This window comes from Nocardioides sp. OK12, assembly GCF_024341885.1.
GTDB lineage: Bacteria > Actinomycetota > Actinomycetes > Propionibacteriales > Nocardioidaceae > Nocardioides > Nocardioides marinisabuli.
On sequence record NZ_BNET01000002.1, the window covers coordinates 129,301 to 151,936 of the forward strand.

At 73.5% G+C, this 22,636-nt stretch carries 23 protein-coding genes and 1 tRNA gene; 11 read left to right on the forward strand and 13 right to left on the reverse strand.

The annotated features are described in order from the left end of the window. Positions 1-47 precede the first annotated feature (47 nt). From OCU29_RS04795 to OCU29_RS04805, 3 genes are all read right to left on the reverse strand, one after another. Positions 48-875 (reverse strand): hypothetical protein, encoded by an 828-nt coding sequence (locus tag OCU29_RS04795; RefSeq protein WP_261819005.1) that lies wholly within the window; start codon positions 873-875, stop codon positions 48-50. Between the two features lie 114 nt (positions 876-989). Further along, a tRNA-Pro gene (locus OCU29_RS04800) sits at positions 990-1,063 on the reverse strand. 108 nt (positions 1,064-1,171) lie between these two features. Continuing rightward, a complete protein-coding gene (locus OCU29_RS04805; RefSeq protein WP_261819006.1) occupies positions 1,172-2,110 on the reverse strand; it encodes a metallophosphoesterase in 939 nt (312 codons plus the stop codon). A gap of 26 nt (positions 2,111-2,136) precedes the next feature. On the opposite strand from OCU29_RS04805, the gene OCU29_RS04810 reads away from it, so the two are divergent. Then, the gene (locus OCU29_RS04810; RefSeq protein WP_261819007.1) at positions 2,137-2,595 is read left to right on the forward strand and encodes a GatB/YqeY domain-containing protein; all 459 of its coding nucleotides are present in this window, start codon (positions 2,137-2,139) and stop codon (positions 2,593-2,595) included. Between the two features lie 126 nt (positions 2,596-2,721). Here the strand turns inward: OCU29_RS04810 and OCU29_RS04815 are convergent, their stop codons facing one another. Further along, positions 2,722-5,094 (reverse strand): penicillin-binding protein, encoded by a 2,373-nt coding sequence (locus OCU29_RS04815; protein WP_261819008.1) that lies wholly within the window; start codon positions 5,092-5,094, stop codon positions 2,722-2,724. Between the two features lie 296 nt (positions 5,095-5,390). Here OCU29_RS04815 and OCU29_RS04820 point away from each other — a divergent pair, with 296 nt between their 5' ends. Further along, entirely contained in the window at positions 5,391-5,693 is a 303-nt protein-coding gene (locus OCU29_RS04820; protein ID WP_261819009.1) for a WhiB family transcriptional regulator, read from the forward strand. 124 nt (positions 5,694-5,817) lie between these two features. On the opposite strand, the gene OCU29_RS04825 is transcribed toward OCU29_RS04820, so the two are convergent. Next, complete coding sequence (locus OCU29_RS04825) at positions 5,818-7,026, reverse strand: ArsA family ATPase (RefSeq protein ID WP_261819010.1); 1,209 nt, start codon at positions 7,024-7,026, stop codon at positions 5,818-5,820. Next, positions 7,023-8,024: an ArsA-related P-loop ATPase gene (locus OCU29_RS04830; RefSeq protein ID WP_258017184.1), complete on the reverse strand. Its 1,002-nt coding sequence runs from the start codon at positions 8,022-8,024 to the stop codon at positions 7,023-7,025. The genes OCU29_RS04825 and OCU29_RS04830 overlap by 4 nt, the downstream gene beginning before the upstream one ends. A gap of 271 nt (positions 8,025-8,295) precedes the next feature. Here OCU29_RS04830 and OCU29_RS04835 point away from each other — a divergent pair, with 271 nt between their 5' ends. The 5 genes from OCU29_RS04835 to OCU29_RS04855 all read left to right on the forward strand — a co-directional run bounded on the left by OCU29_RS04835 (position 8,296) and on the right by OCU29_RS04855 (position 12,491). Then, entirely contained in the window at positions 8,296-10,020 is a 1,725-nt protein-coding gene (locus tag OCU29_RS04835; RefSeq protein WP_261819011.1) for a BCCT family transporter, read from the forward strand. A gap of 131 nt (positions 10,021-10,151) precedes the next feature. Then, positions 10,152-10,307 carry a DUF4177 domain-containing protein gene (locus tag OCU29_RS04840; protein WP_261819012.1) on the forward strand — a complete coding sequence of 52 codons (156 nt, stop codon included), beginning with the start codon at positions 10,152-10,154 and terminating at the stop codon, positions 10,305-10,307. Between the two features lie 5 nt (positions 10,308-10,312). Beyond that, positions 10,313-10,783 carry a RidA family protein gene (locus tag OCU29_RS04845; protein ID WP_261819013.1) on the forward strand — a complete coding sequence of 157 codons (471 nt, stop codon included), beginning with the start codon at positions 10,313-10,315 and terminating at the stop codon, positions 10,781-10,783. Next, positions 10,783-11,652: an NUDIX hydrolase gene (locus OCU29_RS04850; RefSeq protein ID WP_179615117.1), complete on the forward strand. Its 870-nt coding sequence runs from the start codon at positions 10,783-10,785 to the stop codon at positions 11,650-11,652. The genes OCU29_RS04845 and OCU29_RS04850 overlap by 1 nt, the downstream gene beginning before the upstream one ends. Further along, complete coding sequence (locus OCU29_RS04855; protein ID WP_306799007.1) at positions 11,649-12,491, forward strand: MBL fold metallo-hydrolase; 843 nt, start codon at positions 11,649-11,651, stop codon at positions 12,489-12,491. Before OCU29_RS04850 ends, OCU29_RS04855 begins: the two co-directional genes overlap by 4 nt. Here OCU29_RS04855 and OCU29_RS04860 read toward each other — a convergent pair. The 5 genes from OCU29_RS04860 to OCU29_RS04880 form a co-directional block, all read right to left on the reverse strand. After that, a complete protein-coding gene (locus tag OCU29_RS04860) occupies positions 12,470-13,864 on the reverse strand; it encodes a hypothetical protein (protein ID WP_261819014.1) in 1,395 nt (464 codons plus the stop codon). The genes OCU29_RS04855 and OCU29_RS04860 overlap by 22 nt on opposite strands. Continuing rightward, positions 13,861-14,382 carry a SigE family RNA polymerase sigma factor gene (locus tag OCU29_RS04865; RefSeq protein ID WP_261819015.1) on the reverse strand — a complete coding sequence of 174 codons (522 nt, stop codon included), beginning with the start codon at positions 14,380-14,382 and terminating at the stop codon, positions 13,861-13,863. The genes OCU29_RS04860 and OCU29_RS04865 overlap by 4 nt, the downstream gene beginning before the upstream one ends. A gap of 51 nt (positions 14,383-14,433) precedes the next feature. After that, positions 14,434-15,840 carry a hypothetical protein gene (locus tag OCU29_RS04870; protein ID WP_261819016.1) on the reverse strand — a complete coding sequence of 469 codons (1,407 nt, stop codon included), beginning with the start codon at positions 15,838-15,840 and terminating at the stop codon, positions 14,434-14,436. Next, positions 15,837-16,361 carry a SigE family RNA polymerase sigma factor gene (locus tag OCU29_RS04875; RefSeq protein ID WP_261819017.1) on the reverse strand — a complete coding sequence of 175 codons (525 nt, stop codon included), beginning with the start codon at positions 16,359-16,361 and terminating at the stop codon, positions 15,837-15,839. The genes OCU29_RS04870 and OCU29_RS04875 overlap by 4 nt, the downstream gene beginning before the upstream one ends. Positions 16,362-16,447: 86 nt before the next feature. Then, positions 16,448-17,125, reverse strand: a complete 678-nt coding sequence (locus tag OCU29_RS04880; protein ID WP_179615120.1) for a Crp/Fnr family transcriptional regulator — start codon at positions 17,123-17,125, stop codon at positions 16,448-16,450. 198 nt (positions 17,126-17,323) lie between these two features. Here OCU29_RS04880 and nth point away from each other — a divergent pair, with 198 nt between their 5' ends. Genes nth through OCU29_RS04900 form a run of 4 tightly spaced genes read left to right on the forward strand, consistent with a single transcriptional unit; the run spans position 17,324 to position 20,592 of the window. Then, on the forward strand, positions 17,324-18,028 hold the full coding sequence (gene nth, locus OCU29_RS04885; RefSeq protein WP_179615121.1) for an endonuclease III: 705 nt from the start codon (positions 17,324-17,326) through the stop codon (positions 18,026-18,028). Beyond that, positions 18,025-18,648: a TlpA disulfide reductase family protein gene (locus tag OCU29_RS04890; protein WP_261819018.1), complete on the forward strand. Its 624-nt coding sequence runs from the start codon at positions 18,025-18,027 to the stop codon at positions 18,646-18,648. Before nth ends, OCU29_RS04890 begins: the two co-directional genes overlap by 4 nt. Beyond that, the gene (locus tag OCU29_RS04895; RefSeq protein WP_261819019.1) at positions 18,645-19,418 is read left to right on the forward strand and encodes a CoA pyrophosphatase; all 774 of its coding nucleotides are present in this window, start codon (positions 18,645-18,647) and stop codon (positions 19,416-19,418) included. Before OCU29_RS04890 ends, OCU29_RS04895 begins: the two co-directional genes overlap by 4 nt. Before the next feature lie 4 nt (positions 19,419-19,422). Further along, a complete protein-coding gene (locus OCU29_RS04900; protein WP_179615123.1) occupies positions 19,423-20,592 on the forward strand; it encodes a MarP family serine protease in 1,170 nt (389 codons plus the stop codon). 33 nt (positions 20,593-20,625) lie between these two features. Here OCU29_RS04900 and OCU29_RS04905 read toward each other — a convergent pair whose 3' ends face one another. After that, positions 20,626-21,036 carry a phage holin family protein gene (locus OCU29_RS04905; protein WP_179615124.1) on the reverse strand — a complete coding sequence of 137 codons (411 nt, stop codon included), beginning with the start codon at positions 21,034-21,036 and terminating at the stop codon, positions 20,626-20,628. 85 nt (positions 21,037-21,121) lie between these two features. After that, positions 21,122-22,495 carry a Na+/H+ antiporter NhaA gene (nhaA, locus tag OCU29_RS04910; protein ID WP_261819020.1) on the reverse strand — a complete coding sequence of 458 codons (1,374 nt, stop codon included), beginning with the start codon at positions 22,493-22,495 and terminating at the stop codon, positions 21,122-21,124. Between the last annotated feature and the right edge of the window lie 141 nt (positions 22,496-22,636).

Here is a 22,636-nt window from a genome sequence, read left to right on the forward strand (position 1 = left end):
CCCGCCCGCCGTCGGCGGGCCGGTCGTGGCTGCTCGGTCGTGGCTGCTCAGTCGCGGGCGGGCTCGACGACCGCGGTGGTGACCCAGTGCGAGAGCACGAAGGTGCCGACGCTGACCAGCGGGATGACCACGGCCATCCACGGTGACATCAGCGCGTCGACCAGGAACAGCAGCGCGACCACGCACAGCAGCCCCACGGCGAGGAAGGCGGTGCTGGTCGGGTCGGGCGCGCCCGCGGCGCGCAGCATCGCCCCACCGAGCACGACCATCGCGACCATGATCGCGAGCAGCAGGAAGAAGCCGGGGTTGCCGCACGAAGGCGTGCCCTGCAGCACCTCGCACAGGCGCAGCGCGCCCCAGGTCAGGGCGACCACGAGCAGTCCGACGACGGCCCCGGTGAGCGCCGCGGCGCTGCGCCCGCGCAGGCCGAGCAGGGTGGCGAACGGTGAGCGGCCCCGGGCGGTCGCCGGCTCCTCGACCGGCACGGGCTCCTGAGCCGGCTCGGGAACCTCGTCGGCGAACAGCGGGGTCCCGGTGCCCTCACCGGCGCTCTCGGTCCTCCGGGACTCCGGAGCAGGAGCCGGGGCGGCCATCGGTGCCGTCGTGGGGGCGGGCCGGCGAGCGGCAGGCCGGGAGACCGGCGGGGGAGCGGGTGCCGGCTCGGGCTCGGGCTCGGGGGCCGGTACGGGGTCGGGCTCGGGGTCGGGGGTCGGCTCGACGTCGGGCAGCGGCTCCGGCTCGACGACCGGGATCGTCGCCGTGGGGTCCTCGGCCACCTCGTCGGAGGTGTCCTTCTTCCTGCGGCGCCACCTGCCCAGCCCCAGGGAGGGTGCCTCCAGGGACGGGGTGTCCGCGGAGCGGTCGTCGTCTGCCATGGGCGCAGTCTGCCACGCGGGCAGCGGCCTCAGCGCCGGCCCGGGGCCGGAAATGACAGCAGCCGGGCCCACTCGCGTGGGCCCGGCTGGTCGATGTCGGGAGACATCACTACGTCGGGCTGACAGGATTTGAACCTGCGGCCTCCTCGTCCCGAACGAGGCGCGCTACCAAGCTGCGCCACAGCCCGATCCATGGGTCCAGCCGAGGCTGACCCCACGAGCACCGGAGCATACCGGAGCACCGAGGGGCCACCCCAATCGGGCCCCCGGCGGACGCGTGCGGCCGCGCGGGGGCTTCAGTGCGGGCGCGGCACCAGGGTCATCAGGGTCGCCTCGGGGCGGCAGCTCGTGCGCACCTGGGCGAACGGGCTGGTGCCGAGGCCGGCGCTGACGTGCAGCCAGGCGGAGCCCGCGTCGCCGGGCTGGGAGTCGGCGGGGTGGCGGTGCAGGCCCCGGGCACGGGCGGGCTCGAGGTCGCAGTTGGTGGTCAGCGCCCGACCGCCCGGCAGGCACACCTGCCCGCCGTGGGTGTGCCCCGCGAGGATCGCGTCGTGGCCGTCGGCGGCGAACTGGTCGAGCACCCGCAGGTACGGCGCGTGCGCGACGGCCAGGCGCACGTCGGCGCGGGGGTCGGCCGGGCCGGCGACCGCGGCCAGGTCGTCGTACTCCAGGTGCGGGTCGTCGACCCCGACGAAGGCCAGGTCGAGCCCGGCGACCTCCAGCCGGCCACGGGCGTTGGTCAGGTCGAGCCAGCCGTGCTCGGTGAAGGTGGCGCTCAGGTCGCGCCACGGCAGCTGGGGCACGTCGGTGTGGCGGGTGCCGTCGTCGGGCAGCACGTAGCGGAACGGGTTGCGCAGCCGCGGCTCGAAGTAGTCGTTGGAGCCGTGCACGAAGACGCCCGGCACGTCGAGCAGCGGCCCCAGGGCGTCGGTCACGTACGGCACCGCGCCCTGGTGGGCGAGGTTGTCGCCGGTGTCGACGACCAGGTCGGGACGCAGCGTGGCGAGCCCGGCCAGCCACTCCTGCTTGCGCTGCTGGCGCGGTGTCATGTGCACGTCGCTGAGGTGCAGCACCCGCAGCGGGTCGGCCCCCGGCGGCAGCAGCGGCACCTCGACCCGGCGCAGCACGAACTGCCGGGTCTCGCGCACGGCGTACGCCGTCACGGCCGCACCGCCGAGCGTCGCGGCCCCGAGGAGGGCGGCGCTGCCACGGGCGAGAACTGGGGTGAGGCTCACCAGCACAGGCTGTCACAATGTCGGTCATGAGCACCCTCAAGGACCAGCTGCGCGCCGACCTGACCACCGCCATGAAGGCCCGCGACCAGGTCCGCTCCTCGACCCTGCGGATGGTGCTCGCCGCCGTGGCCAACGCGGAGGTGGCCGGCAAGACCGCCCGCGAGCTGTCCGACGACGAGGTCGTCACCGTCCTCGGCGCCGAGGCCAAGAAGCGTCGCGAGGCCGCTGCGGCCTTCGACGAGGGCGGGCGCGAGGAGAGCGCGGCCAAGGAGCGCGCCGAGGCCGAGGTGATCGCCGTCTACCTGCCCGAGCAGCTCGACGCCGCCGAGATCGAGCGCATCGTCGCCGCGGCTGTCGAGTCGACCGGTGCTGCCGGCGAGGGCATGAAGGCGATGGGCAAGGTGATGGGGGTCGTGCAGCCCCAGGTCAAGGGGCGCGCCGACGGCGGTGCCGTCGCGGCCGAGGTGCGTCGCCAGCTCGGCTGAGAGGCCCACGGTCGCTGACCCGGGAGGTCCGGGCCGGGTCAGCGCGAGGTTTGGGCCGGGTCAGTGCGAGATGTGCGCCGGGTCAGCGCGAAGTTCGCGCCGGGTCAGCGCGAAGTTCGCGCCGGGTCAGCGGTTGTTGCCGTTGCCGTTGCCGTTGCCGTTCCCGTTGCCACCGCCGCCACCGCCGCCGTTCCTGCCGCCGCCGTTGCCGTTGCCGCCGCCACCGTTGTTGGAGGGCGGCGGGGGCGGCGGGGTGCCGTTGGACTGGTAGAGGGTGATCTGCGAGCCCGAGGGGGCGCTGCCGCTGGGCGAGGAGTAGGCGACCGTGCCGGCGGAGTACGACGAGTTCACGTACCCGCCGCTGCTGACGCCGAACCCGGCGTCCTCGAGCACCTGGGTGGCCCCGTCGAGGGTCATCCCGCTCACCGACGGCACCGAGATCGTCACGCCGTTGACGACGGTGGCGTCGGGGGGCGTGAAGCCGGTGTCGGGGAGCTGGTCGTCGATCGCCTTCATCGCGTCACCCCAGATCGGGCCGGCGTAGCCCGAGCCGGAGGCCGAGTCGATGTAGCGTCCGCCGACGGTCTGGCCGGTCAGGGTGATCGGGGTCCCGGACTGGTTGGCGCCGGCGATCATCGCGGCGGCCGCCATCTCGGGGGTGTAGCCCACGAACCAGACCGAGCGACCGTTCTGGGTGGTGCCGGTCTTGCCGCCGGCGGGGCTGTCGAGGGCCTCCGCCTGGGCGAAGCCGCCGGGCTCGATGACCCCGCGCAGGATGTCGTTGACCGCGTCGGCGGTCGAGGCCTTCAGCACCTGGCGGCACTTGGCGGGGTACTGCTTGAGCACGTTGCCGTTGGCGTCCTCGATCGAGGTGACCGGGCGCGAGGCGCAGTGCTGGCCGCGGGCGGCGAAGGTCGCGTACGCCTCGGCCATCTCCAGCGGGCTCACGCTGGCCACACCGAGCGGGAAGGAGGGCACCATCTCGTTGGCCTTGTCGGTCAGCCGCACTCCCATCTTCTTGGCCAGCCGGTAGGGCTGGCACAGCCCGGTGCGCTGCGCGAGCTGGATGAAGAACGTGTTCACCGACAGCTGGGTGCCGCGGTAGAGGTCGAAGGTGCCCGAGTCGGTGGAGTTGCCCACCGGGTAGGTGTCGGTCGACTGGTAGTTCTGGCCGCCGCAGACCGCGAACGAGCTCTGGGGGACCTCGATCTGCTCGGGGCTGTTGATCTGGGTGTTGAGCGGGATGCCCTGCTCGATCGCCGCCGCCAGCACGAACGCCTTGAACGTCGAGCCGGGCTGGAAGCCGCCGGAGTCGCCGTACTTCCGCGGCACGACGTAGTTGAGGTAGGTCTGGCCGGGCCCGTCGCCCACGGGCCGGGACTGGGCGATCGCGCGCACCTGCCCGGTGCCCGGCTCGACCATCGCGAGCGCGCCGATGGCCTGGTCGGTCGGGTTCACGCCCTCCCGCACGGCGGCGTCGGCGGCGTCCTGGAAGTCCTGGTCGAGGGTGGTGCGGATGGTCAGGCCGCCCGACTCCAGCAGCGCGCGGCGCTCCTTCTTGGTGTCGCCGAGGGCGGGGTCGGTCACCAGGTAACGCAGGACGTAGTCGCAGAAGAAGGGGGCCGCGGTGAACACGCAGCCGTCGGAGGTCTTCTGGACCTTCAGGCCCAGCGGCTTGTCCTTGAGCCGGTCGGCGCGCTTCTGCTTGATCACGCCCAGCCCGGCGAGGCTCTGCAGCACCACGTTGCGGCGCTCGGTGGCGCGCTCTGGGTTGTCGACGGGGTCGTAGCCGACGGGGTTGCGCACCAAGCCGGCCAGCAGCGCCGACTGCTGCATGTCGAGCTTGTTGGCGTTGACGCTGAAGAAGTGCTGGGCGGCGGCCTGGATGCCGTAGGCGCCGTCGCCGAAGTAGGCGATGTTGAGGTAGCGCTCGAGGATCCAGTCCTTGGAGTGGCGCTGCTCCATCGCGACGGCGTAGCGCAGCTCCTTGAGCTTGCGGGCGTACGTCGTCGCGGTGGCGGCCTCGCGCTCCTCGTCGGTCTTGGCCTGGTTGACCAGGGTCTGCTTGACCAGCTGCTGGGTGATCGTGGAGCCGCCCTGCACGTCGCCGCCCTGGGCCTGGTTGGTCACGAAGGCGCGCAGCGTGCCGCGCACGTCGAGCGCGCCGTGCTCGTAGTAGCGGGCGTCCTCGATGCCGACGATGGCCTTGACCATCTTGCGCGAGACCTGGCTCAGCGGCACCTCGACCCGGTTCTGGTCGTAGAGGGTGGCCAGGGTGTTGCCGTCGACGTCGAGGATGGTGGTCTTCTGCGCCAGCGCCTCGGTCTCGAGCTCGGCGGGCAGCTGGTCCATCGTGTCGGCCAGGTTGCGCGCCCCGATCCCGACGACCCCGGCGAAGGGGATGGCCAGCCCGGCGACGACGACACCCAGCACGGCCGAGATCGCGACCATCACGGCGAGGTGGGAGGCGACACGGCTGGCGGGACGAGACGCAGGCATGGCGCCCAGGGTACGGGAGCACGGCACACCGATCCCATCGTCGAAGCCGGGCACCGTACCCCGGCTGGGCCGCCCGCGGGCCGGAATCCGTCATCGCTACCCCCCTGAGCCGGGTGAGGCTGACCACATCGGTCTAGTCATTTCGGGCCATCTCTTTGAGTCGAAATGACCTGTCCCCAGGTGCGTCACCGCTCTTTACTGAGAGGCAGGGACATGAGAGCAGAGGCGCAACCGACTCCAGGGGACGCAACGGAGCCGGCGGCACCCGCTCTCGCACATAAGGATGGGGACTTGTCATGTGGGTTGAGGACTGGACGCCGCGCGCCGCCTGTCGGGCTGCGCAGCCGGATCAGCTGTTCGTGCGAGGCGCTGAGCAGAACAAGGCCAAGCAGCTGTGCGCGGGCTGCCCCGTGCGCACCGAGTGCCTCGCCGAGGCGCTCGACAACCAGATCGAGTGGGGCGTGTGGGGCGGCATGACCGAGCGCGAGCGCCGGGCCCTCCTGCGCCGCCGTCCGGCCGCCTCGTGGCGCTCGGTGCTCGAGAACGCCCGCACCCGCGGCACGGTCGAGGCCGAGCCGCTGCCCGCGCGCGCCCGCTGATCCCGTAGTCCTCCCGACCCGGCCGGTTCGAACCGGCCGGCTCGCGGCGCGCGCCGTGGGGTGGCTGCCGTGCGCCGGGTGCCTGCGGGGTTTCGACGACGCTCGAGCCTTCGGCCCTCGCTGCTCAACCAGCGGGGTGCTGGGTGCCCAGCAGGTCGCCGACGCGGCGCAGGCCGTCGAGGTCGTGCACGTCGCCGGCCAGCGCGGGGACCACGGCGGTGGCCACGTCGGGGTGTGCGGCCGCGAAGCGTTCGCGCAGGCCGGTCTCGCGCTGCACCAGCCGCACCCGGTCGGCGTGCAGGCGCAGCAGCGCCGCGCCCAGCTCGTGGCCCCCGGTGGCCTGCAGGCGGTGCGAGGCGGCCATCGCCTCGTCGGCGCCGATGTCGTCGTACGGCGCCGCGCTGGCCCGGTTGACCACGAGACCGGCCAGCGGCATCCGGTCGCCGCGCAGCCGCTCCACGAAGTAGGCGGCCTCGCGCAGCGCGTCGGGCTCGGGGGCGGCCACCACGACGAAGGCGGTGCCGTCGGCCTGGAGCAGGGCGTAGGTGCGCTGGGCGCGCTGGCGGAAGCCGCCGAAGACGGTGTCGAGGGCGGCGACGAAGGTCTGCAGGTCGGTGAGCACCTGCGCCCCGAGGATCTTGGTGAGGGCACCGGTGACCAGGCCGAGACCGGCGGTCACGAGCCGCGCCGGACCGCGGGCCGGGGCCAGCATCAGCCGGATGAAGCGTCCGTCGAGGAAGCTGGAGAGCCGCTCGGGGGCGTCGAGGAAGTCCAGCGCCGAGCGGGAGGGCGGGGTGTCGACGACGATCAGGTCGTAGGTGCCGTCGCGGCGTGCGTCGGCGTGGATCTGGCCGAGCTTCTCCATCGCCATGTACTCCTGGGTGCCCGCGAACGAGCTGGACAGGGCGACGTAGAACGGGTTCTCCAGGATCTGGCGGGCCTTCTCGGGGGAGGCCTGGCTCTCCACCACCTCGTCGAAGGTGCGCTTCATGTCGAGCATCATCGCGTCGAGGCTGCCCCCGCCGTCGACGCCGGCGACGGGTCGCGGGGTGTTGTCGAGCTCCTCGATGCCCATCGACTGGGCCAGGCGCCGCGCGGGGTCGATGGTCAGCACCACGACCTTGCGCCCGCGCTCGGCGGCGCGCAGCGCGAGGGCCGCCGACGTGGTCGTCTTGCCGACCCCGCCCGAGCCGGTGCACACGATGATCCCGGTCGCCGGGTCGTCGAGCAGCGCGTCGACGTCGAGGTGCGGCGCCGGCGCCGGGTGCGCGGCCAGCGGCCCGACCCGCGTGCGCGAGCGGTCGGCGGTCCTGGGTGCTGGTGTCCTGCTCATCCGAGCCCCTGTTCCCTGAGCGTGGCGGCGAGGTCGTAGAGCCCGCCCAGGTCGACCCCGCCCGGGAGTCGGGGCAGCTCGACCGAGGGCACGTCGAAGCCGGCGACCAGCGCGCGCTGGGCGTCCTCGAGCGCCCGGCGCTCGGCGTGGTCGCGCGCCTCGGCGACCAGCCCGTCGAGCAGCTCGGGGCTGGGGGTCACGCCGCCGGCCTCGAGGTCGGCGCCCAGCTGGGCCCGGTCCAGGCGCCCGGCGAGGGCGTCGGCCAGGTCGTCGGGGCCCACGTCGCGCGGGCGCACCTGGTTGACGATCACGGCGCCGACCGGCAGCTCGGCCTCGCGCAGCTGGGCGATGCCGTCGGCGGTCTCCTGCACCGGCATCTCCTCCAGCACCGTCACCAGGTGCACCGCGGTGCGCGGGGAGCGGAAGAGGGTCATCATCGTGTCGGCCTGCGAGCGGATCGGCCCCACCTTGGCCAGGCCGGCCAGCTCGTCGCTGACGTTGAGGAACTGGGTGATCCGGCCGGTCGGCGGGGCGTCGAGCACCACGGCGTCGTACTGCACGGCCCCCTTGTTGCGGGCGTTGCGCTGCACCGCCTCGTAGAGCTTGCCGGTCAGCAGCACGTCGCGCACCCCGGGGGCGATCGTGGTCGCGAACTCGACGACGCCGAAGCGGTCGAGGGCACGCCCGGCGCGGCCCAGCTTGTAGTAGAGGGCCAGGTACTCCAGCAGCGCGGCCTCGGGGTCGATGTGCAGCGCGTGGACGGTGCCGGGCCTCGCCCCGCCGGCCAGGCCGGTCGCGATCCGGCGCTCGGCGTACGGCAGCGGGTCAACGTCGAACATCCGGGCGATGCCCTGGCGGCCCTCGACCTCGCAGAGCAGGACCTGGCGCCCCTCGGCGGCCAGCGCCAGGGCCAGCGCCGCCGCGGCCGTCGACTTGCCGGTGCCGCCCTTGCCCGTCACCACGTGCAGCCGCACGCCGGACCAGTCGGTACGTCTCACGCGGCCGAGCCTAGTGGGCGTCCCACCCACCCCTCAGGAGGCGCCGGAGGAGTCTCAGGCCTCTCCCAGCCGGTGGGGCACCACCCGCAGGTGTGACGCGAGGGGTGACCCTTCGGTAACGTGATGGGTTGCCCCGCACCGGCCTCGGGGTCCGGTGGCCCCCACGGGGCGTGCGACGACGGCTCGGCACCAGCCGGCCCGACGCACCGCAGGCGCTCCAGCACGAGACTCAGCACGACCGACTCAGAGTGATCCCGACCGAGAGGCAGTCATGACGTCCAGCCCGCCCACCGAACGAACCACGCCGCCGGGCGAGCCGTCCGGCGACGGTTCCCGGCCCACCCCGCGCACCGCCCGTGGCCGGTTCCCGATGGCCGCACCCCGCGTGTTCATCCCCGCTGCGGTGATCCTGGTTCTCTTCTCCGCCACCGCGGCGATCTTCCCCGACCGCATGGGCGACTGGCTGGCCTCGGCCAACACCAACGTCGTCATCGACCTCGGCTGGTGGTACGTCCTGGTCGTGACGTCCTTCGTGGCGTTCTCGCTGTGGATGGCGCTCTCGCCGATGGGCTCCATCGTCCTGGGCAAGGACGACGAGGACCCCGAGTTCGGCCTCAAGTCGTGGTTCGCGATGCTCTTCGCCGCCGGCATGGGCATCGGCCTGGTCTTCTGGGGCGTCGCCGAGCCGCTGAACCACCTGGCCACGCCGCCCCCGGGCACCGACGTCGCCGGCGGGCCCGACCAGGTCGCGCGCACCGCCATGGACACCACCTTCCTGCACTGGGGCCTGCACGCCTGGGCCATCTACGTCGTCGTCGGCCTCGCGATCGCCTACGCCGTGCACCGCAAGGGCCGCCCGATCTCGATCCGCTGGGCGCTCGAGCCGCTGCTCGGCAAGCGGATCCTGGGCTTCTGGGGCGACGTCGTCGACGTCGTGGCCATCGTCGGCACGCTCTTCGGTGTCGCGACCTCGCTCGGCTTCGGCGTCAAGCAGGTCGGCGCCGGCCTGAGCTTCCTCGGTGTGGTCGACGAGGCCAGCACGCCGCTGCTGGTCCTGCTGATCGCCATCATCACCGGCGTGGCGCTGGTCTCGGTGGTCACCGGTGTCGACAAGGGCATCCGCTACCTGTCCAACATCAACATGGGCGTCGCCGCCGGCCTGCTGGTCGCGGTGCTGCTGCTGGGCCCGACGGTCTTCCTGCTCAGCGACTTCGTGACCCAGATCGGCTCCTACCTGCAGAACTTCCTCAAGCTCTCCTTCGACGTGCGCCCCTTCCAGGGCGAGGCCGGGCAGAGCTGGCTGTCGGGCTGGACCACCTACTACTGGGGCTGGTGGATGAGCTGGGCCCCGTTCGTGGGTGTCTTCATCGCCCGCATCTCGCGCGGTCGCACCGTGCGCGAGTTCGTGCTCGGCGTGCTGCTGGTGCCGACCATGGTCACTTTCCTGTGGTTCTCGGTGCTCGGTGGCACCGCCATCTGGACCGAGATGTTCGGCGGCGGCGGGCTGATCGGCGAGGAGGGCGTGAGCACCGACCTCGCGCTCTTCCAGATGCTCGACACCCTGCCCCTGGGCACGGTCCTCAGCGTGGTCGCGATCTTCCTGATCGTGGTCTTCTTCGTGACCAGCTCCGACTCGGGCTCCTTCGTGGTCGACATGCTCGCCGAGGGCGGCGACCCCAACCCGCCGGTGTGGAGCCGTGCGTTCTGGGCGTCCATGGAGGGCGTCGTGGCGGCCGTGCTGCTGATGGCCGGCGCCGGCGGACTGGCGGCGCTGCAGACCAGCGCCATCCTGGTCGCGGCCCCCTTCAGCATCATCATGGTGCTGCTGATGATCGCGACCGCGAAGGCGCTGCTCGCCGAGAACCGCGTGATCCAGCGCAAGAAGCGCAAGTGGCTGGCCACGCAGATCGCCGACGAGGTCACCGAGGGTCTGCAGGACAGCGGCACCATCCCCGCGGTCGACCCGACCCCGGGGAAGGGCAGCCCCCGCCGCTGACCTCGCCCAGCACGACCCAGCACGACCAGCACCACCCAGCACGACACCCGGCCCCGGCCGCGCCCCGCGCGCGGTCGGGGCGTGTCGTACGGGGCGGCGCCGCGCACGGCGGCCCGAGTAGGGTGCGGGCCATGACCAAGTGGGAATACCAGGTGGCGCCGATTCCGCTCCACAACGAGGCTCTGATGCTCAACAACTTCGGCCAGGACGGCTGGGAGCTGGTGACCATCCAGACCAACGCGCAGGGTGGCCTCGTGGCCTTCCTCAAGCGCGCCGCACAGGGCTGACACGCATGCCCACCCCCGAGGAGCGCCTGGGCGAGCTCGGCCTGGCCGTGCCCGAGGTGGCCAAGCCGGTCGCCGTCTACGTGCCGGCGGTCCGCTCCGGGTCGCACGTCTACACCTCCGGGCAGCTGCCGATGCGCGACGGCGAGCTGATGGCCACCGGCAAGGTCGGCGGCGAGGTCACCGCGGAGGAGGCCTACGAGTGCGCCCAGCAGTGCGCGCTCAACGCGATCGCCGCGGTGCGCGCCCAGGTCGGCGAGCTGTCGCAGGTGGCGCGGATCGTCAAGGTCGTGTGCTTCGTGGCCTCCACCCCCGACTTCACCGGGCAGCCCGGGGTCGCCAACGGCGTCTCCGAGCTGCTCGGCAAGGTCTTCGGCGAGGCCGGGGTGCACGCCCGATCGGCGGTCGGCGTGCCCGTGCTCCCCCTCGACGCCCCCGTCGAGGTCGAGCTGGTCGTCGAGCTGGTGGCCGACGCCTGATGCGCATCCCGCTGCCGCCCGTGCCGCTGCCCGACACGGTGGTCGCGTTGGCGCGCGAGTACGCCGACGGCACCCGCGAGCCCGCGGAGCCGCGCAACGCGGCCACGGTGATCGTGCTGCGTCCCGGCGACTCCGGCCCCGAGGCCTACTACCTGCGCCGCCAGGTCTCCATGGACTTCGCGGCCGGCATGGCGGTCTTCCCCGGCGGCGGCGTCGACCCGCGTGACTTCGACGCCCAGGTCGGCTGGGCCGGTCCCGAGCCGGCGGCCTGGGCCGCCCGGCTGGGCTGCGACGAGGAGACCGCACGGGCGCTGGTCTGCGCGGCGGTGCGCGAGACGTTCGAGGAGTGCGGGGTGCTGCTGGCCGGGGCCTCCGACGGGGAGGTGGTCGCCGACACCACCGCCGACGACTGGGAGGCCGACCGGGTCGCCCTGGAGTCGCGCGAGCTGGCGATGACCGACTTCCTCAACCGCCGCGGCCTGGTGCTGCGCACCGACCTGCTCGGCGTGTGGGACGCCTGGCTGACCCCGGTCTTCGAGCCCAAGCGCTACCGCACCTGGTTCTTCGTGGCCGAGCTGCCGGCCGGGCAGGTGACCCGCGACGTCTCCACCGAGTCGTCGTCGGTGCACTGGCTGCCGGCCCGCGAGGCCGCCGACCAGGCCGACGCCGGCGAGCTGGCGATGATGCCGCCGACGTACCTGACCTCGATGGAGGTCGGCACCTACCCCGACACCGGGGCGGTGCTGGCCACGGCCCGCGAGCGCTCGGTGCAGATGTTCACCCCCACGGTGGAGCCGCTGGGGGACGGCTGGACCCTGTCGATGCCCGACCGGCTGCGCCCGCTGGTGAGCGAGCGGAGGCAGGCGTGAGCGGCGCGGGCGGCCCCGTGGTGGGGCCGTCCGGCTGGGCCGGCGGTGCGTTCGGCGAGCGGGCCCGCTGCGTGCTGGCGCCCAACGCCGACCACATGACCCTCGACGGCACCAACACCTGGGTGCTGCGCGAGCCGGGCGCCCGGCGCTCGGTCGTGGTCGACCCGGGACCCTCGATCCTCTCCCACCTCGACGCGGTCGCCGAGACCGCCGGGCAGGTCGGTGTGGTGCTGCTGACCCACCACCACCACGACCACGCCGAGGCCGCCAAGGAGTTCGCCGAGCGGATGGGCTGCGGGGTGCGCGCGCTCGACCCGCGCCACCGCCTCGGCTCCGAGGGCCTGGCCGACGGTGATGTCGTCGAGGTCGACGGTCTCGAGGTGCGGGTCGTGGGCACCCCCGGCCACACCGCCGACTCGCTGTCGTTCGTGCTGCCCGCCGAGCGCGCCGTGCTCACCGGTGACACCGTGCTGGGCCGGGGCACCACCGTCGTGGCGCACCCCGACGGCGAGCTCGGCGCCTACCTCGGCTCCCTGGGGCGCCTGCACGCCCTCGCCGAGGCCCAGGAGGTCGCGACCATCTGGCCCGGGCACGGGCCGGTCATCGACGACGCGCTCGGGGCCATCGGCTACTACCAGGACCACCGCCGCGAGCGCCTCGAGCAGGTGCGCGCCGCCGTCGAGACCCTGCGCGCGACCCCGCACCCCGAGGGCCTCGCCGTCGACGAGCTGCCCCGCCGGGTCGTCGAGATCGTCTACGCCGACGTCGACCCGGTGCTGTGGGGCGCCGCGGAGATGTCGGTGCGCGCCCAGCTGGCCTACGTCGCCGAGGGCCGCTGAGCGCTGCGCCGGCGGCGTCGTACGACGGCGAGCGCGAGCGCGCCCACGAGCAGCAGCACGCTGCCGACGTACCACCAGCTGCGCGAGCGCCGGTCGTCGGCGAAGGCCGGGAGCGGCCGCTCGACCGCCGCGGCACCGTCGGCGAGCAGGTCGGTGGCCACGGTGAGGGCCCGGGCGCCGGGGTCGCTGGTGAGCACCGGGTCGTACCTCGCGCCGTCGTCGGCGAGACTGACGACACCGACCTGCGTCTGCCGCGGGGAGATCTCCTCCTCAGCGCCGGAGACGTCGACAGCCACGACGGCGTGGTCGGGGTCGACCCACTCCAGCACCCACCAGCTGTTCAGCGGCAGGTCCGCGGGAGTGTCGAGGCGGCGTGGTGTCGCCTCGGGTTCCCCGCGGCTCGCGGTCACCCAGGTGAACGAGTACTCGGGGTCGGCTCGCGGCCGGTAGGTCTGGACCAGGCTGCTCACGGCCAGGTCGTCGATGCTGCCGCTGTGCACGATGCCCTCCAGGCCGCCGAGGGTGGCGGCGGGCACCTCGTCGGCGCTGGCCCTCAGCAGCCGGGTGGACCCACCGACGCGGGCGACCGTGCCCTGGTCGTCGACACCGACCGACAGCTCGAGGTCGCGGTCGCGTCCCGGCAACGGTGTGGAGCGGGTCGCCCCGGGAGCGACCACCCCGTGGGCGGTGGCGGAGCCGAAAGACCGCCCGTCCTTGCTGGAGCGGACGGGCTGACCCGTCCAGAGCAGCCAGCGACCGTCGGGGGAGAAGGTCACGGTGCGAAGCAGCACGGGCCGACCCTCGTCCTCCAGCGCGATCTTCCGCACGTCGCCGGTGACCAGGTCGACGATGCCGACGCCGGTGCGCAGCGTGCCGCCGGCCCGCCAACCGCTGGCCCGCGGGTAGGCCAGCGTCGTCCCGGCCGGCGAGAGCGTCACGGGATGGACGGTGCCGCTGAGGCCGCGACCCGTGGCGGCGCCGAAGCCGGGCAGGTCGAGGCCCCGGTACTCACCGCTGCGGGCGTCCACGACCACGACCTCGCGGTTGCCCTGCGGGGTGTCCGGCACCATCGCGACCGCCTGCGCCCCGACGGCGAGGTCGTCGGTCCCGTGCACCCGCTCGAGGCCTGTCGGCACCGGCAGGTACGCCGGTAGCGCGCTGGCGTCGCCGTCGGCCGGCGCGATCCCGTCCCGGTCGGGCAGCCAGGCGACCGCGCCGGCGACCAGGGCGACGACCGCGACGAGCGCCGCCAGGGCGGCCGCGGTGTCTCGACGCACGCTGCGGCGGGCGCGGCTCCAGGTGTCGGCCGGCACGTCGGCGACCGGGGCCCGATCGGCGATCCGCTCGAGCTCGTCGCGCAACGGCTGACTCATCGTGATGCCTCCTCGGCCACGGGCCGGCCCACCAGCTCGGCGAGCTCCGGGGCGAGCGTGCGGAGCCGGGCCAGGGCCTGGCGGGTCAGGGACTTGGCGGTGCCGGGCCGGATGCCCAGCGCAGCCGCGGTCTGCACCTCGGTGAGGTCCTCGAAGTAGCGCAGCACCAGCACCGTGCGCTGGCGCGTGGTCAGCCGCGCGAGCGCCCCCTCGAGACTGAGGCGCAGCGCGGGGTCGGAGCGGTCGGCGGCCGGGGCGTCGTACCCGCCGAGCGGCTGCTCGGAGAGATGACGTCGCGAGCGCCACCAGGAGATGTTCTGGGTGTAGAGGATGCGCCGCACGTAGGGCTCCGGGTCGCCGGAGATCCGCGGCCACGCGCGGGCCGCCTTGAAGAGAGCTGTCTGCACGAGGTCCTCCGCCAGGTGGGCGTCCCCCGTCAGGAGGTACGCGGTGCGGGAGAGGGCCCGCGTGCGGGCGCGCACGAACGACTCGAAGTCCACGTCCGGTCCCGAGATCACCTGATCACCCTCTCTCACCCAGGCCTACGCCCGCCGGGAGCTGCTCGGGGGTCACTCGTCCGCAAGTTCTTCCCGTGCTCGGCGTCGACGCCGGCGTACGACGACCCGGACGAGCGCGGCCACGAGCAGCAGAGCGGCACCCAAGGCCGCCGGGACGGCCCAGGACGGCGGGTCCCAGGGCCAGTCGGGTGCCGGGCGGGTGACGGTGGGCTGGTCCTCGGTGACCAGGTCGGCCGCGACGCTCAGGGGTCCTACCCCGGTGTGCGGGTTGTCCGACTCGCCCCCGTCGAGCACACCGACGTCGCGCACCGCGGCGTCGCCGGTGACGTCGACCAGGCTGAGCAGCCCCTCGTCGCCGCTGGCTGGTGGCGTGCGCTGCACCAGGACGGCGTCGCCGACCCACGCCAGTGGGCGCGCCGACCAGTCCTGCGCGCCGCCCGACCGGGTCTCGACCCGGTCGCGATCGAGGTCGATGGCCACCAGGTCGTAGCCTGCCGCCGTGCCGATCACGAGCCGGGAGCCGTCGGGGGAGAGCAGCCCCTCGCCGGTGAGCTCGGGTGTCCCGGCGGCGCCGCGGCGCGCCATGGTGGTGCCGTCGGAGCGCTGCACCTCGATGCTCCCGCCGTCGAGCACGATGGCCGCACCGTCGTCGTCGACGTAGGTGCTGCCGCCGGGCTCGACGGCGCGTCGGGTGCCGTCCGGTCCCGCTACCCCGGCTCTGCTGCGGCTCCCGTTGAGGGTGGTCGTGGTCCAGTACGACGTCTCGAACCCGGTCCAGGCCAGCCAGGCGCCGTCGGGTGACCACGAGACCTGGGTGACCGCGACCCCGGATCCACCCTGGAGCGCCAGGTCGCGGGCCACCTCGCCGGTCTCCAGGTCGAGCACCCGGATGCCTGAGGGCACGACGGTGCCGTCGTCCGTGGCGGGCCAGGCGTAGGCGTAGGCCAGCCTGGTGCCGTCAGGAGAGAGGGCCATGGGGGGCTGGTCGCCGGGGAACCAGCTGATCGCCAGGTCACCGGCGAGCAGGAAGTCGGGCAGGTCGAGCAGGTGGTAGCGACCGTCCGTCGCGCCGACGAGCACCGGCAGCCCGGCGCTTGTGACCCATGCGGCCACCGCCCGCCCGATGGCGAGGTCGTCGCTCACCTCCTCGTGGCCCCAGCGCTCGTCCTCGCCCCGGGCTGCCAGGTGGGAGGGCACCGCGTGCAGGTGGTCGGGCAGGCCCGGCCCCGACGCCCCGCTGCCGGCGGGCTGCGGTGCGGAGCGGTCCGTCGCGCGGTCGAGCAGGCCGGGCGTCGCGGCGACCAGGGCGACGACCCCGACGACGGCGGCGGCCCGCAGCGCCAGGGAGCGGCGGTGCCGGCGCCGGCCGCGCTGCCAGGTGTCGCGGGGCACGTCGGCGGGCGGCACGGTCTCGGCGGCCTGCTCGAGCAGGTCCTTCAGGTGCGGGTGCGGGCTCATGCGGGGTCCTCCACGAGGTCGGCCAGGTCGGGGGCGAGGACCCGCATCCGCGCGAGCGCGTGACGGACCGTGGACTTCACCGTGCCGCGGCTGATGCCCAGGACGTCGGCCACCTGCGGCTCGGTCAGGTCCTCGAAGAAGCGCAGCACCAGCACCGTGCGCTGCCGGGTGGTGAGCCGGCGCAGCGCCTCGACCAGGCTGAGCCGCAGGTCCGGGTCGCCGGCGTCGGTCGCGGCAGCGGCGTCGTACGCGCCCAGGGCCTGCTCGTGCACGTCGCGGCGCCGCCGCCACACCGAGACCTGCTGGGTGTAGAGCGTGCGGCGCACGTAGGCCTCGGGCGAGGTCTCGATGCGGTGCCAGTGCTCGGCCGCCTTGAGCAGCGCGCTCTGCACCAGGTCCTCGGCGAGGTGGACGTCGCCGGTGAGCAGGTACGCCGTGCGTGTCAGCGCGGGCGTGCGGGCCAGCACGAACGCCTCGAAGGCGGCGTGCTGCTCCTCGCGCCTGGCCTGGCGTGACCCCATGGTGTGCTCCTCGTCCTCACCTGCTCAGACGCGGTGGGGACGGGAAAAGGGGGCACCCCGCAGGAAGTTTCTTTCTCGGGCGGGCCTCAGCGGGCGCGGCGCGACATCCGCTCGAGGTCCATGATGACCACCGAGCGGGGCTCCAGGCGCAGCCAGCCGCGCGAGGCGAAGTCGGCGAGCGCCTTGTTGACCGTCTCGCGGGAGGCGCCGACCAGCTGGGCGAGCTCCTCCTGGGTGAGGTCGTGGTGCACGTGCACGCCGTCGTCGGCGGTGCGCCCGAAGCGGTCGGCGAGGTCGAGCAGCGCCTTGGCCACGCGGCCGGGGACGTCGGAGAAGACCAGGTCGGCCACGACGTCGTTGGCCTTGCGCAGGCGGCCGGCGAGCTGGGTGAGCAGCCCGCGGGCGACGACCGGTCGGCCCTCGAGCCAGCGCAGCAGGTCCTCGTGGGACAGCGAGGCGAACGACGCGTCGGTCACCGCGGTCACGGTCGCCGAGCGCGGGCCGGGGTCGAAGAGCGAGAGCTCGCCGAACATCTGGCCCGGGCCGAGGATCGCCAGCAGGTTCTCGCGCCCGTCGGAGGAGGTGCGGCCGAGCTTCACCTTGCCCTCGAGCACGATGTAGAGCTTGTCGCCGGAGTCGCCCTCGCGGAACAGCACGTCACCACGGCGCAGCCGGCTCTCGGTCATGGACGTGCGCAGCGCGGACGCAGCCTCGTCGTCCAGGGCGCTGAAGAGTGGGGCCTGACGCAGTACGTCGTTGTCCACCGGACCTCCTGTAGGCGTGCGGGTGCTCGAGACTCGACCGCGCAGGGGCGCACGGATGTGGGCAATGCTATCCAGTGGACTTGCTCACACGCACCATCGCCCCTCCCAGGCGCGGCGGCCCCGGCCCCGGCGCTGCCCCGGCGCCGGACCGGCGCCGGTCCTGCCGGAGGCGTCGGTGCCGTCTCGTAGGCTGGCGGGGTGCCCGCCGCCGAGACCCCCACCGCCCTCGTGCGACGCGCCCGCAAGACCCACCGGGTGCTGGCCGAGACCTACCCCGATGCGGCCTGCGAGCTCGACTTCGACGACCCCTTCCAGCTGCTGGTCGTCACCGTGCTCTCCGCGCAGACCACCGACCGGCGGGTCAATGCGGTGCGTCCGACCCTCTTCGCGGCCTTCCCCGACGCCCGGGCCATGGCGGCGGCCGACCGGGCCGTGCTCGAGGAGATCGTCGGACCGCTCGGCTTCTTCCGCGCCAAGACCGAGTCGCTGCTCAAGCTGTCGGCCCACCTGGTCGAGCACCACGACGGCGCCGTGCCGCCGCGGCTGGTCGACCTGGTCAAGCTGCCCGGGGTGGGGCGCAAGACCGCCAACGTGGTGCTCGGCAACGCCTTCGACGTCCCCGGCATCACCGTCGACACCCACTTCGGCCGGCTCGCCCGCCGGCTGGGCTGGACCGACGAGACCGACCCGGTCAAGGTCGAGCACGCGGTGGGGGCGCTGTTCCCCAAGAAGGACTGGACGATGCTGAGCCACCGGCTGATCTGGCACGGCCGCCGGCGCTGCCACGCCCAGCGCCCGGCCTGCGGTGCGTGCCCCGTGGCGCGGTGGTGCCCGGCGTACGGCGAGGGCCCGACCGACCCCGAGACCGCCGAGAAGCTCGTCAAGACCGAGGCGCGCCGGTGACCCGACGTCGCCTCGTGCCCGCCCTGGCGGCGGCCGCGCTGCTGCTCAGCGCGTGCTCCGGCGAGGACGGCTCGTTCGTCGCCGCGCCCGGCCCGGCGCAGATCGACGTCGACACCCCCGCCCTGCGCGAGGCCAAGGCCGACGCCGGGATCGAGGAGTGCCGGCCCGGGGACGCCTCGGCCGGCCCCGTCGAGGGCGGTCTGCCCGCGCTCGAGCTGCCGTGCTTCGGGGGCGGCCCGGCCGTCGACCTGTCGACGCTGCGCGGGCCGCTGGTGCTCAACGCCTGGTTCGCCACCTGCGCCCCCTGCAAGCGCGAGCTGCCGGTGCTCCAGGACTTCTACACCCAGCACGGCGACCGGGTCGACGTCCTCGGTGTCGACTTCGCCGACCCGATCACGGAGGGGGCCATGGAGCTGCTCGTCGACAGCGGGGTGACCTACCCCCAGGTCGCCGACACCCAGGGGGAGCTGCAGGTCGACCCGGTGGTGCGTGCGGTCGCCTTCCCCACCACGGTGCTGGTGGGTGCCGACGGCGTCGTCGAGGCCGTCCTGCCGGTCGAGATCCGCAGCGTCGAGCAGCTCGAGGACCTGGTCGCCGAGCACCTGGGGGTCGAGCTGTGAGCGACCGCGGAGGCGCTGGCGGGCACGGTGGGCTCGGTGGGCACGGCGGCTCCCTGGCCCCGCTGCCCGAGTGGCTGCTGCCGGTCCAGGAGGGCGCCGCCTCGATCACCGCCGACCACCTGACCCGCTTCACCCCGCCCGCCGACGGCAGCGCCCGCCTCGGGGCGGTGCTGATGCTCTTCGCCGAGGGCGCCCAGGGCCCCGAGCTGCTGCTGACCGAGCGTGCCCACGACATGCGCTCGCACCCGGGCCAGGTCTCCTTCCCCGGCGGCGGGCTCGACCCCGGCGAGACCGCGGTGCAGGCCGCGCTGCGCGAGGCCGAGGAGGAGGTGGGCCTGGAGCCCGCCGAGGTGCGGGTCTTCGCGACCCTGCCCGACCTGTGGCTGCCGCCCAGCAACTTCGCCGTCACTCCCGTGCTGGGCTGGTGGGCGCACCCCAGCGGGGTCCACATCGCCAGCCGCGACGAGGTGCACGCGATCCACCACGTGCCGATCAGCGAGCTGCTCGACCCCACGCACCGCGTCACGGTCCGTCATCCCCGCGGCTACCAGAGCCCGGGGTTCATGATCGGCCCCGACAACGACGTCATCCTGTGGGGCTTCACCGGCGGCATCATCGCCAAGCTCTTCGACTTCCTCGGCTGGACCCAGCCGTGGGACGAGACACGGGTGCGCGACCTGCCCGACTACATGCTGGCCGCCGACCCGCGGCCCACCCCGGGCCTCCTCGACATCGAGGACGAGCCCGACCGACCCCACGAGGACATCTGACGTCATGAACCTGCTCGACTGGCTGCTGGTCCTCCTCGTCGTCGCCTACGCCCTCTCCGGCTACTGGCAGGGCTTCATCACCGGCGCGTTCGCGACCGCGGGCCTGCTGGCCGGCGGCCTCTTCGGCATCTGGCTCGCGCCGATCGCGCTGGGCGAGGCCAACCCCTCGCTGCTGGTGACCCTCGGGGCGCTGTTCATCGTGATCCTGGCCGCCTCGCTGGGCCAGGCAACCCTGCAGTACGTCGGCGCCCGGCTGCGCTCGCGCATCACCTGGCAGCCCGTGCGTGCCCTCGACGCGGTGGGTGGTGCCGCGCTGAGCGCGGTCGCGGTGCTGCTGGTGGCCTGGGCGCTCGGGGTGGCCGTCTCGGGCTCGCGGATCGCGGGCGTCACCCCGATGGTGCGGGCCTCGACGGTGCTCGCCAAGGTCGACTCCGCGCTGCCGCAGTCGGCCGGAGGCCTGCTCCAGGCCTTCAACACCGTCGTCGGCACCAGCTTCTTCCCCCGCTACCTCGAACCCTTCGCCCCCGAGCGGATCGTCGAGGTCGGCCCCGGCTCCGAGCGGATGCTCCAGCGCCCCGCGGTGCAGCAGGCCGCGCCCAGCGTGCTGAAGATCCGGGGCGCCAACTCGTGCGGCAGCGGGGTCGAGGGCAGCGGGTTCGTCTACGCCCCCGACCGTCTGATGACCAACGCCCACGTGGTCGCCGGCGTCGACAACCCGCAGGTGCAGACCGAGGGCGGCCCCGTGGACGGGCAGGTCGTCTACTACAACCCCGACGTCGACGTCGCGGTCATCTCCTTCGACTCCGGCACCCTGCCCGCGCTGGACTTCGCCGACGCCGCCCCGCGGGACGCGGTGGCGGTCCTGGGCTACCCGCTCGACGGGCCCTACGACGTGCGGGCCGCCCGCATCCGCGCCGAGCAGCGGCTGCGCTCGCCCAACATCTACGGCGACGGCACGGTGATCCGCGAGGTGTTCTCGCTGCGCGGGCTGGTGCGCCCCGGCAACTCCGGTGGCCCGATCGTCTCCACGTCGGGCGACGTCGTGGGCGTGATCTTCGCGGCCTCGGTCACCGACGGCGACACCGGCTACGCCCTGACCAGCGACCAGGTCGAGCAGGCGGCCGAGCAGGGCCGGGCCGCCACCGGGGCGGTCTCGACCGGAGCCTGCGCCTAGCGCACAGGGCGGGTCGAGACCCAGCCGCGAGGCTCAGGCCGAGTGCTTGCCCTTGAGGGCCGAGGGGATCTGCTTGCCCTGGCTGATCGCCTTCTCGGGCGGACCGACCTGCTTGACCTTCTTCACGCCGACCAGCACCAGCAGCCCGGCCAGGGCGACGTACGCGCCGAAGACGATCAGGAACGCCCAGTGCAGCGACAGGCCGGAGCCGTTCCAGTGGATGAAGTAGGCGATCGCCACCGAGAGCATGATGATCGCGAGCACGCCGATGAAGCCGGCGGCCGCGAACAGGCCGACGCCGATGCCGCCGGCCTTGACGCTCACCTTCAGCTCCGACTTGGCGAGCTCGATCTCCTTGGAGATCAGGGTCGAGATGTCGCGGCTGGCGTCGGTGACCAGACGCCCGATGGTGGGATCGGTGTCCTTGACCGGCTCGATGGCCATGCGGTTGCTCCCAGGTGGTGAGTCGGGTGTCGGGTTCTGACCCTACAAGCCCGACACCCCTCCCGTGCCGCCAGTGGGGTGAGGCTCAGGCCGGCGGGGTCGCCGGGTCCTTGTCGCCGGTCTGGTAGACGTCGGGGATGTCGTCGCGGTCCTCGTCGACCTGCTCGGCGTCCCAGAGCTTCTTGTAGACCCGGTTGCGGGCGCGCAGCACGATCGTGGCCAGCAGGACCGCCAGCATGGAGCCGACCAGCACACCGACCTTGACGTGCTCGTCGCGCTCGGTGGAGGAGCCGAAGGCCAGCTCGCCGATCAGCAGGGAGACCGTGAAGCCGATGCCGGCCAGCAGCGAGAGCCCGACGACGTCGATCCAGGCCAGGTCCTCGTCGAGGTCGGCCTTGGTGAACTTCGCGAGCAGCCAGGTGGAGCCGGTGATGCCGATCGTCTTGCCGAGCACGAGGCCCGAGACGATGCCGATGGCCACCGGGTCCTGCAGCGACTCGACGAGGCCGCTGAAGCCGCCGACGGTGACACCGGCGGCGAAGAACGCGAAGACCGGGACGGCGAAGCCCGCGGAGATCGGCCGCACCAGGTGCTCGAGGTGCTCGGCGAGGCCGGGCTTGTCGTCGGCACGGTCCTTGCGCAGCACCGGCACGGTGAAGCCCAGCAGCACGCCGGCGACGGTCGCGTGCACGCCGGACTCGTGCACGAGCACCCACGCGACGAGCGCGAGCGGGATGAGCAGCACGCCCCGGAAGATGCGCATCTGCACCAGCACCGCGAAGAGCAGGATCGGCAGCAGCCCCAGCGCCAGGAAGAGCAGGTCGAGCTCCTCGGTGTAGAAGAGCGCGATGATCGTGATGGCCAGCAGGTCGTCGACCACGGCCAGGGTCAGCAGGAAGGTGCGCAGTCCCGAGGGCAGGTGGGTGCTGATGACCGCCAGGATCGCCACCGCGAAGGCGATGTCGGTGGCGGTGGGGATGGCCCAGCCGCTGGGGGCGCCGTCGGCGAGGGTGAAGTTCCAGGCCAGGTAGATCAGCGCGGGTGCGACCATGCCGCCGACGGCCGCAGCCATCGGCAGGGCGGCCCGCTTGGGGTCGCGCAGGTCGCCGGCGACGAACTCGCGCTTGAGCTCGAGGCCCACGACGAAGAAGAAGATGGCCAGCAGGCCGTCGGCCGCCCAGGTGCCGATGCTCAGGTCGAGGTGCAGGGTGAAGGCGCCCAGGTCGAGCGGCTCGCTGAGCGGCTTGAAGTCGCGGATCGCCTCGTAGGTGCTCGCCCACGGGGTGTTGGCCCAGACGATCGCGATGAGGGCACCCGCGATGAGCAGCAGGCCGCCGGTGGTCTCGGCCCGCAGCACCCCCGCGATGCGGGAGTCCTCCAGGAAGCTGCCGCGCGAGAAGAGGCGGGTCGAGCCCGACGAGCCGGACGTGTCGGGGGGAGTGGGGCTGCTGGAGTTCACGAGGTCTCCTCGGATCGGTCAGCGGTCATGGGGCAGGGCCCGTCGACAGGGGTCGACGGACGAGCTGCCGACCAGACTTCCCGGCGCACCAGCCACTCACTCTACCGGCGTACGACCCCACCCCCCACCGCCGACCCGGCG

What these genes read in the sequence shown, in the direction of transcription:
- OCU29_RS04795 (WP_261819005.1), bottom strand. Translation starts at nt 875, where the DNA reads ATGGCAGACGACGACCGCTCCGCGGACACCCCGTCCCTGGAGGCACCC.
- OCU29_RS04810 (WP_261819007.1), top strand. Translation starts at nt 2,137, where the DNA reads ATGAGCACCCTCAAGGACCAGCTGCGCGCCGACCTGACCACCGCCATG.
- OCU29_RS04815 (WP_261819008.1), bottom strand. Translation starts at nt 5,094, where the DNA reads ATGCCTGCGTCTCGTCCCGCCAGCCGTGTCGCCTCCCACCTCGCCGTG.
- OCU29_RS04820 (WP_261819009.1), top strand. Translation starts at nt 5,391, where the DNA reads ATGTGGGTTGAGGACTGGACGCCGCGCGCCGCCTGTCGGGCTGCGCAG.
- OCU29_RS04825 (WP_261819010.1), bottom strand. Translation starts at nt 7,026, where the DNA reads ATGAGCAGGACACCAGCACCCAGGACCGCCGACCGCTCGCGCACGCGG.
- OCU29_RS04835 (WP_261819011.1), top strand. Translation starts at nt 8,296, where the DNA reads ATGACGTCCAGCCCGCCCACCGAACGAACCACGCCGCCGGGCGAGCCG.
- OCU29_RS04840 (WP_261819012.1), top strand. Translation starts at nt 10,152, where the DNA reads ATGACCAAGTGGGAATACCAGGTGGCGCCGATTCCGCTCCACAACGAG.
- OCU29_RS04845 (WP_261819013.1), top strand. Translation starts at nt 10,313, where the DNA reads ATGCCCACCCCCGAGGAGCGCCTGGGCGAGCTCGGCCTGGCCGTGCCC.
- OCU29_RS04850 (WP_179615117.1), top strand. Translation starts at nt 10,783, where the DNA reads ATGCGCATCCCGCTGCCGCCCGTGCCGCTGCCCGACACGGTGGTCGCG.
- OCU29_RS04860 (WP_261819014.1), bottom strand. Translation starts at nt 13,864, where the DNA reads ATGAGTCAGCCGTTGCGCGACGAGCTCGAGCGGATCGCCGATCGGGCC.
- OCU29_RS04870 (WP_261819016.1), bottom strand. Translation starts at nt 15,840, where the DNA reads ATGAGCCCGCACCCGCACCTGAAGGACCTGCTCGAGCAGGCCGCCGAG.
- OCU29_RS04875 (WP_261819017.1), bottom strand. Translation starts at nt 16,361, where the DNA reads ATGGGGTCACGCCAGGCCAGGCGCGAGGAGCAGCACGCCGCCTTCGAG.
- OCU29_RS04900 (WP_179615123.1), top strand. Translation starts at nt 19,423, where the DNA reads ATGAACCTGCTCGACTGGCTGCTGGTCCTCCTCGTCGTCGCCTACGCC.
- OCU29_RS04905 (WP_179615124.1), bottom strand. Translation starts at nt 21,036, where the DNA reads ATGGCCATCGAGCCGGTCAAGGACACCGATCCCACCATCGGGCGTCTG.